Genomic DNA, 15850 nt, shown 5'->3' on the forward strand with positions numbered 1-15850 from the left:
ATGGCTACGATCCGACTTGCGTAGATGGTTGGTGAAGTCAACCAGCAGGATAGAGTTTTTGACTTCGATACCAATCAAGGCAATCAACCCAATAACCGCTACGAATGAGAATGGATTGCCCGAAAAGTATAGGGCCAGCACGGCGCCAATGATGCCCAGCGGAATTACCGATAGCACAATCAATGTGCTTTTAAAGGTACCAAATTCTAATACTAATACAGCGATGAATCCAAAAATGGTGATCAGAATAATGGTGCCTAAACCACCGAATGATTTCTCGCGGCTTTCCAACTCTCCAGCAGCCTTGTAGCTGAAACCCGTCGGGAACTTCATCTTGTCGAGTTTTGATAATACCCCATTGAATACATTATCGACCAGATAGCCCGTTTTTACAAAGCCGGTGATCGTCACATAACGGTCTTTATCGTAGTGGCGAATCTGGTTCATGCTACTCTCAAATTCGAGATCGGCAATCTGGCGCAATGGTACTGCTGATCCCGTTAAGGTATTGACATACAGATTGCTCAAAACGTGCTGGTCGGCTACTTTGCCTTTGGGAAGGGTTACGTTGATCGTGTAATCGTCGCCGTTGGGCTCTTTAAAGGTACCTACGTTCAGACCTGCAATAGCGAGTCGGATAGTGCGGTTTACATCGGCAATAGAAATGCCTAACAGGCCCGCTTTCTCTTTGTTAATGCGTACCCGCAAATCGGTTTTCTGACTGGATAACGGGTTGTTGACGTAAATCAGACCGGGCGTTTGTTTGAAGGCGGTTTCAACCCGAGCCGCCATCACTTTCAGGGTGTCAAGGTTTTCACCAAATACGCGAACGGCTACCGGAGCCTCCTGATCGGGGCCTTGCTCAAAATCTTTTACTTCAATTTTTGCGTTCGGATAGAATTTGAATCGCTCGCGTAGCTTATCAATCAATACGCGTTTTTCGGCGGGTTCTACATCCACCAATTGCACGTAAAACTGAGCGTAGTTCGGCGATTCATTTCGTTGAATGATGTTGTAGTAAATACGTGGCTGGCCCCGGCCCACGTTTGTGGTAACGTATTTAACGTCGGGTTCCTTTTTCAGAACGCCTTCCACGTAACGGGCTACCCGGTCGGTTTCTGACAAACTGGTGCCATCGGGCGTATCGATATTGATCAGAAACTGTGGTTTTTCGGAAGCTGGAAACAGCGCGAAGCCAACAATTTTAAACATGTACAAAGCACCTGTAAACAACACCCCCGCTACCAGCAACGTAACAACTGGATGGCGTAATCCCCAGTGCAACAGGCGACTATAGGAACCACTAATAACTTTTTTGAGGGCACGCATGAAGATGTTCCCTTCTGGATTATGCGATTCCTTTAAAATTCGGCTCGATAGAAAAGGAACAATCGTCAGTGATACCAGCAACGAGGCCAGAATAGTTGTTACGACCGCCATCGGCAGTGAACGGATGAAATCGCCAGAAGCTTCGGGCAGAAATAAGAGTGGCAAAAAAGCTAGAATCAGCGTGGTTGTACAGCCGATAACCGCTAGTGTAATCTGTCCGGTCGCCTTAATGGCGGCTTCCCGTTTTGAATACCCATCGCGTAGGTAACGCTCGATGTTTTCGACGACCACAATGGAGTCATCGACTAGAATACCCAGAGCCACAATCAGTCCGACAATGCTTAACTGATTGATGCTGAATCCAAGAAAGTCGAGACCCGCTAAGCCAATTGCCAGCGATAGTGGAATTGAGATCATGACGACGATGGCAGCTCGGAAACCGAGTGGGAGCAGGGTAAGCGAAACAAGCAGAATGGCCAGACCAAAATCCTGTACAAAATGGGCGAGTCGTTTGTTGACGCTAACCGTCTGGTCGAAATTTTTAACGAGCGTAATGTGTGGAGGTAGTGTTTTTGCAAACCGATCGATAACGGGATTCAACTGCTCACCAACTTTGGCAATGTTTTCGCCCGTTTTTTGACCTGCTGTTACAAGAACAGCCCGGTGGCCATTCAGACGTGTGATGTACGTTTCGTCTTCATAATTAAAATCAACGTCGGCAACGTCACGCAAATAGATGATTTTCTGACCGTTGGTCGAAACAATTGTATTCCGGATTTCGTCGAGCGATTGGTAGTCGCCAGCAGTTTTAACGTTGAATTTCCGCGTACCGGCCTGGATATTTCCACCCGGAATATTCAGATTTTCAGCCTGAATGGCACCCAGTACTCGGTTTACGGCTACCCCATTCTGAGCCATTTTTTCAATGTTCAGCGACACCCGAACCACGGATGCCGGATAACCCCAATCTTCGGCATTTTTCAGGCTTTTTACTTTCTCAAAGTCTTCTTTCAGTTTGTCGGCATACTCACCCAGCTCTTTGGAAGACGCCACTTCCGACAACAAAGCCACCTGTACGATACTGACGTCGGTTGGCGAAAATTTCTTGATATCAATCCGGTAAATATCCGAGGGTAATTCGGCCTTCAGCGCGTTTACTTCCCGAATAATTTCCTGGTATTTTTCTTCAGGATCGACACCGTAATCGTAATCAAGTCGGAACACGGCCAGACCATCATCCACGTTTGTAATCACGTGGTTCATGTTCTCCAGTGCATTGAACCGAGCTTCTCCCGGATCAACCACCAGCTTTTCCATATCAAGCGCATCGGTGCCAGGATAAATGACCGCTACGGCAAAACTAGGCGCCGTAAATTCGGGATCTTCGCCCCGTGGCATATTAAGCAGTGAGTTGATGCCCAGCGCGGCTACGCCCAGAAACAGCACCAACATAAACTGCCAGTTTTTAACGGAAAATTCGGATAGATTCATAGGTCGTTCTAAACACAGAGGTCACGGAGGGCTTCACGGAGATCACTGAGGGCTCCGTGTTCCTCTGTTTTTACTCTGTGTTCTCCGTGTTTAAATGGTTATTTCACAACTACGCTTGATTCTTCTGTCAGATATGCCGATCCGCCGGTGACTACGTCTTTTACACCAGGTAACCCGTTCGTTATTAGTACTTTGTCGCCATCGATAAAGCCAATTTGGATCGGCACTTTGCGGACATGTTTCTTGTCGTCGGCCAATAGATACACAAACCCTTCCTTGCCATTTCCTTCCACAATCGCTTCGATGGGTACTAAGGTGTAGCTACGGCTTTGGGCTGGAACGAGGGTCACTTTCGCAAACAGACCGGGTGCAAGTTTTACCCCACCGGGATTAATTCGGACTTCCACCTCATAAAGCTTGTTGGCTGGATCGGCAGCCTGGGCTAGCTCGCTAACGGTACCGGTAAATGTGCGATCGGGATAGGCGTCGAGGGTGATGCTGGCGCGGTTGCCCAATCGGAGTCGCGCCCAGTCTTTGTCAGATACGCCCACGCGCACAACCCAATCACTAGGGCGATTTGATGAAATCTGGTAAACAGGTGCTCCTGGGGAGGTCAGCTCGCCCGCGTTGGCAATTTTACGGGTTACGGTCCCATCAACGGTGGAGTGAATCTGCGCGTAACTTTGGTTGAATTGGGCAATGGTCAGATTTTGTTTAGCTACGTTGGTGCCTGTCGTGGCATTCTGAAGTTGCTCTAGTGTGGCGGCAGTATCGGCGTATAGACTTTTGACGCGGCCTAAATCACGTTCCGCTTTCTCATTCGCCAGTCGAGCCTGACTCACCTGCGCATTGATTTCGGTTAAATCGAGCGTGGCCAGTAACTGCCCTTTCCGAACCGACTGCCCTTCTTCGACAAGCATCCGGTTGATGATGCCGCCAATTTTGAAGGACAAGCGAGCCTCCTGCGCCGAAGAGACCAGACCCGATGCCACGACAGGCTCGGCCCGTACAACGGTGCTTACTGGTGATAATTTGATTGGAACTACGGCGTCTTCGGGTGCCGTGGCGGTGGTTTTTTCGTCTGTGCTGGCTTTGCTGCCACATGACCAGAGCACGACGGCAACTAAAATAGAGTAGACTATTTGTGATAGTTTCATGCGCTTATTTGTTTGCTAGGACACTTTTGCTAAGTTGTCGCTGTTTCTAAGAGTATTGGACATTAATGCTTTCGATCATGAGTCAACTCATTACCATACACCCGGATATTCAGAGTGGAACCCCCGTTTTTTTTAACACACGAGTTCCAGTTAAGAATTTGTTCGATTATGTAAAAGGTGGTCATACAGTGATCGAGTTTATTGATGATTTTCCATCGGTTAAATACGAACAGGCGCTCGCTGTTTTGGATCTGGCCGAATCAACTGTAACGCTTAATTCGGTTGCTCGTGCCTAAACTTCTCCTAGACGAAAACCTACCCAAAAAACTCAAATACCGCTTTGGCGAAGGTTATGAGGTTACCACTGTTCCTGAAAAAGGCTGGCATTCGCTACGTAATGGTGAACTGCTTCAGGCAATGAACCGGGACGGTATCGAATACCTCGTTACAGCAGATAAGAATCTGAGTTATCAACAGAATTATCGCAAATGGAATGTCAAGCTAATTGTTCTGGATACGCTTGATAATCAATATGAGATGGTTCTGCCATTTGTGAAAAAATCAAACTGTTATTCGAACAAGGCAATATTCAGGATTACAATTGGATTGATCGTTAATGCCAGTGTTTAGCCGCTTTGAGTAATTGATACCCCTGTCGCTAATGCAAAAGAGTTGTAAGTTTCTTTCATGATTTTGATAGGGAAAAAATCAACAGGAATGTGTTTGCGCTCAGTAGCAAACACAGTGGGGAGTAAAATTTTGTGTCTAAATCCGCGAACCGGCTGTTGCGTATTCGTTTGAAAAAGCCGACGTAACGAAAGTCGCCGATGGCACGTATGAGAAAAATTCCAGCTAATACCCAAAGGCCATATTGACGCACCCAAGTCGGTAGTAGTGAATCAACTTCTGGCAGACGACCGATTTTAACTAAATAAAGCAGAGCCATACTACCAAAAAAAATGGCAACAATCAGCGTAGCAAATCGACCAGGTTGAAATGCTTTCGTTCCATTGCGTTCAGGTAATGATGCACTTAAACCCCAGTTACCGCCAAGCGCCCAATATATATGGATGCCGCTGACAGTTAATAAAATAGTGAAATTTATCAAAGCAGGTATCATCGAATTATCTGGATTTTGTCAACCTTTAGCCTTGAACTGATATTACTGCCCCACCGCTACGGCCCTATCTAGGGCGGCCCGTTTTACGAGCACATCGGTGCGGGCCAAGGAGTGCTGCAATTGTGCCGTTAACTGGTCATTCTGATAGCGCAGATACTCAATCAATAGCGACTGGCCGTTGCGGTATTTGCTGTCGATGACTCGAAACGTCTGGTCGGCGTTGACCATGCCACTTTGTGTAGCGGCTAAACTCTCAGTAGCTGCATTGAGGTCGTAATAAGCCTGCAACACCTGGAGTTGAATTTGCTGCTGAACCTCGGCCATGCGCGTTTGGAGAGCATTGGTCTGAATCTTGGCCTGTTGAATTTTCGAGCGTTTTTCGTAGCCTCGAAATAAATCCCACTGAAGGCCAACTTGCGCAACCATATACGCCTGATTCTGGAACGTGTAGCCGTATCCCTGGAAACCCGCATTACCGCCCACATATACATTGGGGATTTTAGCATTGGCTTCGTTCAGTTTGACCAGCGTTTGGGCGGCCTGTAACGAGCCACCTAACTGATTCAGTTCCTGCCGACTGTGCAAGGCTGTCTGTTGTAAATCGGTTAGGTTTTCTTTCGATTCAGGCAGAATTTTGGTGAGGGTAGAATCGACATCAACAGCCGTTGTTAGCTCCCGATTGAGTAGAAAATTGAAGTAAGCGCGAGCGGCTTCCCGATTCTTCTGAGCTACCGCCAGTTGCTGATCAACCTTACTGATTTCGTAACGTGCTGATGTAACCACCTCTTTTGTCGCCACGTTATTGCTGACAAATTTCTCGTTCAAACGTGCCAGACTAGTTAATAGCTGACGTGAATTTTCAAAAATTCGGATAGCGTCGAGTGTTTGCAGATATTGGTAATAGGCAGTAGCAATGTTATACCGAAGTTCGTTTTCAACAACGCGTTTGCGAGCTTCCTGTGCCGAAACGAGCTGTTTCTGAATCAAATAGTTGTACTGAATATCGGTGTTGAAGATCGAATACTGAACCGTAAACTTCGTGTCGTGGAAGTTATTGGGTGCCAGTAACTGATTCACGTTTTCGATGTTTGTGGGAAATTTATCGGCACCAATCAACTGATTTAGTGTTTTGTAGGCCGGGTTCAGCAGGTCGCCCACCGGAAACTCCAACCGCCGTCCGCCAGCCGCTACTGAGTAGGTTGGGTTAAAGGCGATACGTGGATAAAACAACGATTTCGCCTGATTGAGCGATTCTGTAACGCGGCTAATTTCCAGCGACTCCTGCCGAAGTGCCAGATTATTTGCCAAACCTTCCCGAACATAGCCATCTAAAATCGTTGATTGGCTTGACGGAGCGGACTGGGCCACTACTGAAAATGGAATAAGTAGGCTCAAATAGCGGATATGCTTATAACTAAGTCTCATAATCGCTTATCAATTAATAAACAGTGTTTAGTGTATGGTCAAAAAAATAGAGACGTTTATTACGATTGGTGGTGTCAGGTTCTTAAACCTGACGTCGCGAGGTTTCTTAAAACCTCGTAGATAGTACTGGTTCAGTTTTGAGAAACCTCACGGCGTCGGTTATAAGTAACCGACGCCACTTACCCCACCCATTACAACCCTCGCCGTAACGTTTCGCAAAACAGGTTAAACGCATCATCCATAACCGATTGACGGTCGCATTCTGGAATCATACCTAATCGTTTCCGTAGAAACAGGGCCGTATAGCCATGAATCCCGCTCCAGATCATCATCGCCGTTGACTGAACATTGTGCTTCTGAAAAATACCGGCATCCATGCACTCCTGAACAATGCTCATGAGCAGCCCAAATGCCTGATCGCCTTCTACCCAATCTTCTTTATCTAGCGTGTCCATCGGAGCCGTCATGATGAACATCAGATCGAACAATTCTGGATTCTCAACCGCAAACCGGATGTAAGCTCGGCCCATTTCGACCAACTTCTCAAACGGATCTTTCAGCAACTGTAAAGGCATGAACTCGCCAATCATTTTGACGAAACCGCGTTGATGAAGTGCAAAAAGCAACTGGTTTTTATCTTTAAAATACAGGTAAATCGTGGCTGGACTGTACTCAATTTCGTCGGCAATGTTCCGGATGCTAACCTTCTCGAAGCCATTGGACAGAAAAAGCTTTTGTGCGCCATCCAGAATCAACTGCCGCATTTCTTCCCGCTCCCGTTCTTTCCGCTCTGTAATACCCATCGATTTGTTAATTAACGACGCAAACTTACTGAACAGTGTTTAGTAAACAAGTGTCTGTCTATTTTTTTTCGTTTTTTAATTAAACGGTTACTCGTTATAGTGGATTGATGACCGATGCCTAATTGAATTTTCATTTGTTCAATAATTCACTAATATTTAGGGGATTGACTCCATAGAAGATATGAAATATAGTTATCTGGTCATCTTATTCGTCATTAAGTTACTAGCTGGCGTATCCTTTAAGGCGTTAGCGCAAGTGCCTAATTCAATCGATTCGGTACAGGTTTATCTGAAAAACCACACGGTTCAGGACACAAACTACGTCCGGGCGCTGAATGTACTGGGTCGTGAACTTCATTCGGCGGCTAATCCCGATTACGCTAAGGCTGATTCTGTATTACAGGTGTCGGAGCAGCTCGCGACCAGACTTCAATATGGCATGGGACTGGCTAAAGCTTATACCAATCGAGGATCAATTTATTACCTGACCGATCGGCAACCGCTGGCCGTAGAATACTTTCAGAAAGCGTTGACAACGGCCGAAAATTATAAACTAAGTCCCCGGTTTATTTGTGGGGCTATATCGAACGTGGCTGCGGCTTTGAGCAAACTACAGCAGCACGAGAAAGTCATAACGATGCAACTCCGTTCGCTGCGGCTTCAGGAACAGTATAATATACAGCCACGCATTGCCACTACTTATGGCGGCATTGGTAACGCACTCCGTGAACTTAATAAATACAAGGAGGCACTGTCTTATTATCGGCAGGCTCTGACGCTGATGCATGCCGAAAAAAACATCCGTGGGGCATCTATCATCGAAAATAACATGGGTATCTGCTACGATGGGCTGAAGCAATATGATAAGTCGTTGGCTTCCTACAAGTCGGCCCTAAAGCATGCGAAAGAAGTTGATTTTGAGCTGTTACAAGCTGATATTCTGGTCAATATTGGGTTGGCCTTAAAACTATCGAACCATCCCAAAGAGGGAATACCTTATGTTGAGCAATCATTGGCAATTGGCCGAAAGCAGGAGAATAAAGCGACAATGGCCACCGCTTATTTCAACCTGGGTCAGATTTATGAAGAGTTGAAAGACTATAAACCTGCCGAAGTGAATCTTAAAAAAGCGCTTGATCTGGCGAAAGAGCGGGACGATAAAGAGCAAATTGCGAACTATACGCAAGGGCTGGCCGATTTCTACGGTGGGGCGAAAAATTTTCAGCAGGCCTACGTCTTTCAACTTGAAAAGAATAACCGCAAGGATTCACTTATTTCTGTTCAGACCAGCGCTGAAGTGCAACGGTTAATTGCGCACTACGAAAGCGAGAAAAAGGAAGCCCAAATTAAACTACTTCATCAGCAGGCTCAGCTTCATGACGAAGAGCTGATTCGCCAGCGCTTTCAACGGAACGCCCTGCTCATTGGCGGCACAATGTTGCTTTTGTTAGGGGGAGCTGTAAGTGCCTGGTTGCTCAATCGTTCCCGGCTCCGGCGACTTGAGGAAGCCCAACGTTTACGCAGGCAAATTGCGCACGATTTGCACGACGAAGTAGGCAGTACGCTGAGTAGCATCTCGCTGCTGAGTGGTATGGTCAACAATCTTATTGCCCAAAAACGACCTGAAGCGGTTGAACGCGCTATCCAGAAAATTAATACCGATGCCCGTCAGATTCTGGAAGCTATGGACGAGATTATCTGGACAATCAACCCCGGCAACGACTCCTTGCAGCGAATTGCGTTGCGGCTTCAGGAGTATGCGCAACCGCTGATGGAATCGAAAGACATTAGCTTCTCGTTTCAGACCGATCCCGAATTAGCCGATATTCCTATTTCTATGGAAGTTCGGTGGAGTTTATATCTGATTGGAAAAGAGGCTATTAATAATTTGATTAAGTACTCCGAAGCCACGCAGGCTACGGTTCGATTTGCGCGACGGGATAATCAGCTTGAGGTGCTGATTGAGGACAATGGACGTGGTTTTGATGTAACCCAGCCCCGAGAGCGTACTGGCCAAACCAGCATGAGGCAGCGAGCTGAAGCGATGGGCGGATCGCTGGACGTACAATCCGCTCCCGAACGAGGTACTCGGTTAGTGCTCACCACCGCCATTGTCGGATAAAATATAGGTTTACACTGCTACCCAAATTGATGAAATCTCTATACGCTTTCCTGCCAATTACGCTCTCTTTCCTCTTGTTGAGTAGCAATATCGTAATTGCACAAATACCCCAATCGCTCGATTCGCTGGAAACCTATGTGCACGCCCATACGCCAACCGATACAAACTATGTAAATGCGTTGCTTCAGTTGGGGAATCTGACTACCAAGACAAGGGCCAACTATAATCGGGCGGATTCGTTGTTGCGGGTGGCCGAAAAACTGGCCATTAAATTAAGTTTCGGCCGGGGCATTTATAAGGCGAATACCCTTCTGGGGGCCAATTATTATCTGTTGGGCAAAGGACAACAAACGCTGGAGTATTTACAGAAAGCACTGGCGGTTGCTGAGGCCAATAAACTTCCTCTGCGTACACTGGCCAATGCCATGACAAATATCGCGACGGCTTATCGGCAAGTGAATCAGCACGAAAAAGCCCTCGAAATATCACTGCGTTCGCTCCGGATGCAGGAGCAGTATAACATCCTGCCCCGCAATGAGAACACCTACACCGGCGTTGGGCTTGCCCTGAAAGAAATCAAACGCCCCCGCGAAGCCATTGGCTATTTTCAGCAGGCCCTCGTACTGAACCAGAACTTAAAATACCCTTATGGCATGGCCATTGCCGAGCAGAATATAGGCAGATGCTATGACGATCTAAACCAATACCAGAAGGCATTAGCCTACTACCGAATAGCGCTTAAACACGCAAAAGAGTCTGAATCAGAGCTGTTACAGGCGGATATTTTAGTCAATACGGGCCTGGTCTTACGAGAGAGCAAACGATTTGAGGAAGCAAAACGCTCCATAGAGCAAGCGTTGGTTCTCAACAAGAAGCAGGAAAGTAAAGGGGCGATGGCTACCGATTATTTCAATCTGGGGCAGGTATATGAAGAGTTGAAAGACTATAAGCAGGCGGAGCTAAACATGAAAAAGGCACTGGCCCTGGCTAATGAACTAGAAGACAATACGAAAATAGCCATCTATACGCAGGGCCTGGCCGATCTGTACGGTGGCATGAAGGACTTCCAGCAGGCCTACGTTTTCCAGCTCGAACGAAACCAACGCATGGATTCCACGACCACCGTCCGTACTTCGGCCGAAGTGCAACGTATGATGGCCAAGTACGAAACCGAAAAGAAAGAAGCCCAAATTAAACTACTTCAGCAGCAAGCTAAACTCAATCAGCAGGAGCATGAGCGTACTCGCTTCCGAACCAATGTACTGATTGCCGGTAGTGTGCTCCTGCTTTTGTTGGGAGCCAGCGTGAGCGCCTGGTTACTCAACCGATCTCGGCTCCAACGGCTCGAAGAAGCGCAGCAGTTGCGTAAACAGATTGCCCATGATCTTCACGACGAGGTAGGTAGTACACTTAGTAGTATTTCGATGCTGAGTGGACATACCGATACGTTGCTGAGTCAGAATCGACCCGAAACGGCTCAGAAAATGGTTCAGAAAATTTATACCGATGCGCGTCAGATTCTCGAATCGATTGATGAAATCATCTGGACCATTAACCCAGGCAACGACTCCCTGCATCGGATTGTTCTGCGATTGCAGGAGTATGCTCAGCCATTGATGGAGTCGAAAAATATTCAATGCTCGTTCCAGATCGATGCTGCTTTGGAAGAAGCCCCCATCTCAATGGATGTGCGCCGAAATTTGTATTTGATTGGGAAAGAGGCTATTAATAATCTGGTTAAATACTCTGGGGCTACTCAGGCAACAGTTCGTTTTGAGCGAAAAAGTAGTCAGCTCCAGGTCGTGATTCAGGACAATGGCCGGGGATTTGATCCGGCCCAACCCAGTGAACGAACGGGGCAGGACAGTATGAAACAGCGCGCCAAATCGGTGGGTGGGTCGTTAGAAATTCAGTCGTCGCCGGGTCAGGGCACGCGCCTTCAATTGGTAGTTAGTTCATAGGGGTCATACGTTTATCCGATTTATCAGTATTCGTAGGCGCAGTATTTTTGTCAGATAAGCAGCCAGAGCCTATATAGCTTATGATCCGCATTTCTATTTTTGATGATAATGACTCGCTTCGGGAAACACTTGCCCTGATTTTCGACGCAACCGACGACCTGATTGTGACCGGGCAGTATCCGAATGCCCTCCAGGCTGTTGAGGCTGTTCTGATGAATCAACCCGATGTGATTCTGATGGATATTGATATGCCCGGTCGGACGGGTATTGAAGCCGTTAAACTTATTCGTCAGCAGACAACCCGACCCAAAATCCTGATGCTGACCGTGTTTGAAGATGTGGAACGTATTTTTGCGGCTGTCTCGGCTGGGGCTGTAGGCTATTTACTGAAGAAAACGCCCGCCGATAAGATCATGGATGCCATTCGTGAAGTGATGAACGGGGGAGCGGCCATGACACCCTCTATTGCCTTAAAAGTACTGGAGGCATTTCGGCAACCTAAAGCCGATGATTTCCTACTTACCGACAAAGAAAAAGAAGTGCTACAACGACTCGTGGAGGGCGACAGCTACAAGCTGATTGCACACCATTGTGGTATCAGCATGGGTACGGTTCGCACACATATTGTCAATATCTACGAGAAACTGCACGTCAACTCCAAGTCCGAAGCGGTAGCGAAAGCATTAAAAACGGGGCTTTTTAAATAAATATGTGGATAAACACATAGAGTTATCCACATTTCCACAAAAATATCCATGACTCAGGCGCAATTGTTCGATCGTACAAGTTGGTTCTTCAAATTCTGTGAGTGCCTCCTTGCGGTCATTGCGCTGTTGAATCTTCTGCTGATACCGCTTGAGTTGCTGCCGTCGTCGTTCTGGATGAAGTACGGCCAGTATTTCAACTACGTGTTGATTGGTATGGTTGGTTTAGCTTTGGTAAGTGGCCTGGTGTACAGCCTTCTCTGGCAACAACGTGAAAAGACGATAACTCTAAACAGCGGTTTGCGTCATGCCTGGATGCAGGGGATTATTCGCTACTGGCTGGCCTTTTCTATTTCAACCTATGGGTTCGCTAAAATCCTTAAAACACAACTCCAGTCGCCATCTTACCATCTGGACATGCCCATGGGTGATGTTAGCGGTTTTGGCTTGACCTGGTATTATTTCGGCTATTCGTACACACTGGCTGTTATCATTGCACTGTTCCAAATTGGGGGCTCAATCCTGCTGCTATATCGTCGAACAACGCTACTGGGCGTGATGATTTTGCTGCCAGTAATGGTCAATATTGTTCTGATCAATCTGTTTTATGAGATTGCTGTCGGAGCCTTTTTTAACTCGGTTATCTACACACTTAGCCTTGTCTTTTTCTTAGTACTCGACATAAAGAAACTCAAGGCGGCTTTCTGGGATCTGGTCGATCGTCTACCTCCGGTTACGCTGGGCAACAATTGGGTAAAACATGGTCTGCGCATACTGCCTATTGCTGCTGCATTTGCCACGATTGAGTCGTTTGTCCTGACCGACAAGAGCGACAAAGCGCTGAGAGGCACCTGGAAAGTCGAAAAGCTAATCCGTAACGGTCAGGCATTATCGGCCAATGCCTGGCTGACAGATTCACGGGCCTGGAATCGGCTCTATTTTGCGGAGGGTAATTCCTGTGCCTTTAGTCCCAATCCTTATCGATACAAACCTGCCGAAAGCCTTATGGGCGATTATCTGTTCGATCATACAAAAAATAGTTTACAGGTGATTTTTCAGATGAAGGATACACTTCGGGCGACGGTTTCTCAACGCACAGATAAAGCCATGAAGCTACATGGAATTATCTGGAAAGACACTCTGGACATGCAACTAACCAGGTTGAAATAAACTTACATCGTCTTATCTATCTCTTAGCTATTGGTACCAATGAAAACACCACTAATTCTGACATGGATGGCGCTGATGCTGTCCGTCTCTTTGTATGCGCAAAAGCCCTTCTCATACACGCTGACCAAGCCCGGCAGTATGACAATTAAGTTCGATCCTAAGAAACTGCAAAAGATTCCGCCAATTCTTCTTCCGTGTAAACTGACGAATGGGAAAGATCGGCCTTATGCCTGCGAGTTTTCGTTCGATAAACTGGAGTTCTACGGAAATGATGGCTCGTTGCTGGGAACGGTAAAACCTGCGAAAGGGCAGCCTGCTATTACGCAATTGCCATTCAACAAGGCCAAAAAATCAGCTCCGGCCGGACAAGGGGGACTGATAACCTACACGGTGAAAGCGTATTTCACCCGCCGGAATACCCCCGCTTTCCCGGTTAACAAAGGCTACCAGATTCGGACGTGTAAAGTAACAGCCTGTTTGCCATCCGATGATATTTCAACCGTGGTATCCGGTATTACTATGCCTGCCGGCATAAATGACCAGGCTATCCAGACGTTCGATCTGTCGTGGATTTATAGTAAAAAAGATGGGCTGATGATTGGCCCGCACGAAGTATATCTTGAAAATGACGTAACATCAGCCAAGATGGGGGCTTCGGTACAGACACCCATTCGCGACCGGGCAGAAGCCTGGATCGATATTCGCCCTGCTATTACCGGCGACCCTTCGAATTGATCAGAACCCGCTCTATCCACACCATTGCCCCGTCTGCCAGCAACCTTTTACTGCATGACTACGCTTCCATTGCCAATACTGTTGTTAGCAGCTACACTAGTAGCCTGCCAGTCAAAACCATCGACGACCGAGCAGACTGGAAAACCGGTAAAAACGGATTCGGCGACTACAGTTCAGACTACTAAATCGGAGGGGGCTATCGATGTGAAAACGACCGCTGCTGATTTCCTGATTATACCCGGCAAGCAGGTCGGGCCAATCAAGGCGACTACATCGGAGGCTGAGTTACTTAAGCTGTTAGGACCATCGGTAGTTACGGCTGGTGATACCCTGTATGGTCCTGAAGGTGCCGAATTTATAGGAACAACGCTTTATAAAGACACTTCAGATGAGGTGCAGATCATTTATACCGACGAAAAACGAACAAAGCCCGAAACGATTCTCATTCGTCCGAAACTTACTGATGACGAAGGCGAGCCCCTTAAAAATGTCATGCCTACGCGTTGGGCAACAGCCGACGGCCTGCGTATAGGAACTACGTTAAAGGAACTGGAACAGCGAAATGGAAAGCCGTTTAAATTGTGGGGTTTCGCCTGGGATTATGGCGGTATGGTATCGAATTGGCAGGGTGGAAAACTAGAGCCAGCCAACAAAAAAATGTTTCTTTCGATAGGTCTTGGGCCTTCGGCTACGCAGACGTCGGCCCAGGAGAAAGCCTATAACAAACTGATGGGCGACAGTGAATTTTTATCGTCTTTGGCAGCCATGCGCGTACTCAACCCGGTTGTGCAGAGCATGCAGGTGAGTTTTTGATGGTGTCGATACCGATGGGAGGGACAGACTACGACTATTCGAAGGGATAGCTTAAGAAAATTTGAAGTAACATATTGTTACTTTTTTTTGTTCTACTTGTTAGATAGATAGTTTACCCACTTCATTAGTATAGCATCTTGTCAATCAACCTCTTTAACTCATTCCAATTCTCCATCAGCTGCCCTGCTTGCGGAAATATCGATGCTAGACGTATTCATCGAGTTGGATTACAGAAACTTATTCCTGGCAGAGCCTTACAATGTTCATCTTGTCGCCAGCGCTATTTTCAATTAGGGATTTTTAAGGCTCCTAAAAGCTACGATAAAGCTGAGTAGCGGCACTATTATCTGTTATATCCGATTGATTTACAGGTGTTTTAGTTCAGATAAATTAAGGTACTAACTAAGTAATCAAGCAAATTTAAACTGGCTTATGCAGCTTCATAATATGACGGCAGCGGCCGACCGTCCCTTCAGGGTCACATGTTTATAGTAAATAGGGCCTTTCTATAAACATGTGACCCTGAAGGGGTCATACAAAATTTATCTATTTTAATTCTGCGTAATTACTTATTGAATCTAAGTATTTATACTCTACGTATATCTATTGATCACATTCATGAAAATCGTTTGTGACTTTTTCTATATGATCGCATCTAACTTGTAACTTTAATTCAAAAGCGAACTAACCGTGTCTGTCAAAAAGTACTCATTGCAACTGCCTCTGTCGGCTTTCTTCTTCTCGTTCTCGCTCCCAAAAATTAGTCCTCGTTTAGCTAATCAGCTTATTCGGATTACAACATGGTCTGTTGTTTTTGGCATTGGTTTCTCTCTGTTTGCCCTGACCGTGCGAACTATCTGGTCGGCGATTGTCTAGTAGCTACCGCGCCGTATTGGGTAAAACTACGTATTAATTCAATCCTGAGTTAATTTTATTCTTTTAGTAATATATTGATTAGTAGTGAGTTGTGTATGATTTGTGTATTCGCGTAGTTCCCCTATCATACATTTATCCGATTGA

The 15850-nt window shown here is 46.6% G+C and carries 14 protein-coding genes; 9 read left to right on the forward strand and 5 right to left on the reverse strand.

Annotation, left to right across the window (positions count from 1 at the left end):
• Both ACYVGR_RS19760 and ACYVGR_RS19765 read right to left on the reverse strand, forming a co-directional pair.
• On the reverse strand, nt 1–2820 hold a 2820-nt coding region (locus tag ACYVGR_RS19760), incomplete at its 3' end, for an efflux RND transporter permease subunit (RefSeq protein ID WP_460959822.1).
• Between the two features lie 98 nt (nt 2821–2918).
• On the reverse strand, nt 2919–3977 hold the full coding sequence (locus ACYVGR_RS19765) for an efflux RND transporter periplasmic adaptor subunit (protein ID WP_460959824.1): 1059 nt from the start codon (nt 3975–3977) through the stop codon (nt 2919–2921).
• Between the two features lie 77 nt (nt 3978–4054).
• Here ACYVGR_RS19765 and ACYVGR_RS19770 point away from each other — a divergent pair, with 77 nt between their 5' ends.
• Nucleotides 4055–4273, forward strand: coding sequence for a DUF433 domain-containing protein (locus ACYVGR_RS19770; protein ID WP_460959826.1), 219 nt, complete (start codon nt 4055–4057; stop codon nt 4271–4273).
• Nucleotides 4266–4607, forward strand: a complete 342-nt coding sequence (locus ACYVGR_RS19775) for a DUF5615 family PIN-like protein (protein WP_460959828.1) — start codon at nt 4266–4268, stop codon at nt 4605–4607. The genes ACYVGR_RS19770 and ACYVGR_RS19775 overlap by 8 nt, the downstream gene beginning before the upstream one ends.
• Before the next feature lie 55 nt (nt 4608–4662).
• Here ACYVGR_RS19775 and ACYVGR_RS19780 read toward each other — a convergent pair whose 3' ends face one another.
• The 3 genes from ACYVGR_RS19780 to ACYVGR_RS19790 form a co-directional block, all read right to left on the reverse strand.
• A complete protein-coding gene (locus ACYVGR_RS19780; RefSeq protein ID WP_460959830.1) occupies nt 4663–5097 on the reverse strand; it encodes a DUF3995 domain-containing protein in 435 nt (144 codons plus the stop codon).
• 42 nt (nt 5098–5139) lie between these two features.
• On the reverse strand, nt 5140–6522 hold the full coding sequence (locus tag ACYVGR_RS19785; protein ID WP_460959832.1) for a TolC family protein: 1383 nt from the start codon (nt 6520–6522) through the stop codon (nt 5140–5142).
• A 191-nt stretch (nt 6523–6713) separates the two neighbouring features.
• Nucleotides 6714–7325 (reverse strand): TetR/AcrR family transcriptional regulator, encoded by a 612-nt coding sequence (locus tag ACYVGR_RS19790; RefSeq protein ID WP_460959834.1) that lies wholly within the window; start codon nt 7323–7325, stop codon nt 6714–6716.
• 181 nt (nt 7326–7506) lie between these two features.
• Between ACYVGR_RS19790 and ACYVGR_RS19795 the strand changes: the two genes are divergently transcribed.
• From ACYVGR_RS19795 to ACYVGR_RS19825, 7 genes are all read left to right on the forward strand, one after another.
• Complete coding sequence (locus tag ACYVGR_RS19795) at nt 7507–9447, forward strand: tetratricopeptide repeat protein (RefSeq protein ID WP_460959836.1); 1941 nt, start codon at nt 7507–7509, stop codon at nt 9445–9447.
• A 29-nt stretch (nt 9448–9476) separates the two neighbouring features.
• Nucleotides 9477–11408 carry a tetratricopeptide repeat-containing sensor histidine kinase gene (locus tag ACYVGR_RS19800; RefSeq protein ID WP_460959837.1) on the forward strand — a complete coding sequence of 644 codons (1932 nt, stop codon included), beginning with the start codon at nt 9477–9479 and terminating at the stop codon, nt 11406–11408.
• An 80-nt stretch (nt 11409–11488) separates the two neighbouring features.
• Nucleotides 11489–12115, forward strand: a complete 627-nt coding sequence (locus tag ACYVGR_RS19805) for a response regulator (protein ID WP_460959839.1) — start codon at nt 11489–11491, stop codon at nt 12113–12115.
• 48 nt (nt 12116–12163) lie between these two features.
• On the forward strand, nt 12164–13282 hold the full coding sequence (locus tag ACYVGR_RS19810) for a hypothetical protein (protein WP_460959841.1): 1119 nt from the start codon (nt 12164–12166) through the stop codon (nt 13280–13282).
• 39 nt (nt 13283–13321) lie between these two features.
• Entirely contained in the window at nt 13322–14017 is a 696-nt protein-coding gene (locus ACYVGR_RS19815; protein ID WP_460959843.1) for a hypothetical protein, read from the forward strand.
• Between the two features lie 54 nt (nt 14018–14071).
• Entirely contained in the window at nt 14072–14830 is a 759-nt protein-coding gene (locus tag ACYVGR_RS19820; protein ID WP_460959845.1) for a hypothetical protein, read from the forward strand.
• 690 nt (nt 14831–15520) lie between these two features.
• A complete protein-coding gene (locus ACYVGR_RS19825; protein WP_460959847.1) occupies nt 15521–15706 on the forward strand; it encodes a hypothetical protein in 186 nt (61 codons plus the stop codon).
• Nucleotides 15707–15850 lie beyond the last annotated feature (144 nt).

This window comes from Spirosoma litoris (assembly GCF_054776755.1).

Excerpts from the sequence above, each read along its gene's own strand:
- ACYVGR_RS19765 (WP_460959824.1), bottom strand. The coding sequence starts at position 3,977 with ATGAAACTATCACAAATAGTCTACTCTATTTTAGTTGCCGTCGTGCTC.
- ACYVGR_RS19795 (WP_460959836.1), top strand. The coding sequence starts at position 7,507 with ATGAAATATAGTTATCTGGTCATCTTATTCGTCATTAAGTTACTAGCT.
- ACYVGR_RS19805 (WP_460959839.1), top strand. The coding sequence starts at position 11,489 with ATGATCCGCATTTCTATTTTTGATGATAATGACTCGCTTCGGGAAACA.
- ACYVGR_RS19810 (WP_460959841.1), top strand. The coding sequence starts at position 12,164 with ATGACTCAGGCGCAATTGTTCGATCGTACAAGTTGGTTCTTCAAATTC.
- ACYVGR_RS19780 (WP_460959830.1), bottom strand. The coding sequence starts at position 5,097 with ATGATACCTGCTTTGATAAATTTCACTATTTTATTAACTGTCAGCGGC.
- ACYVGR_RS19800 (WP_460959837.1), top strand. The coding sequence starts at position 9,477 with ATGAAATCTCTATACGCTTTCCTGCCAATTACGCTCTCTTTCCTCTTG.
- ACYVGR_RS19815 (WP_460959843.1), top strand. The coding sequence starts at position 13,322 with ATGAAAACACCACTAATTCTGACATGGATGGCGCTGATGCTGTCCGTC.
- ACYVGR_RS19820 (WP_460959845.1), top strand. The coding sequence starts at position 14,072 with ATGACTACGCTTCCATTGCCAATACTGTTGTTAGCAGCTACACTAGTA.
- ACYVGR_RS19785 (WP_460959832.1), bottom strand. The coding sequence starts at position 6,522 with ATGAGACTTAGTTATAAGCATATCCGCTATTTGAGCCTACTTATTCCA.
- ACYVGR_RS19790 (WP_460959834.1), bottom strand. The coding sequence starts at position 7,325 with ATGGGTATTACAGAGCGGAAAGAACGGGAGCGGGAAGAAATGCGGCAG.
- ACYVGR_RS19770 (WP_460959826.1), top strand. The coding sequence starts at position 4,055 with ATGAGTCAACTCATTACCATACACCCGGATATTCAGAGTGGAACCCCC.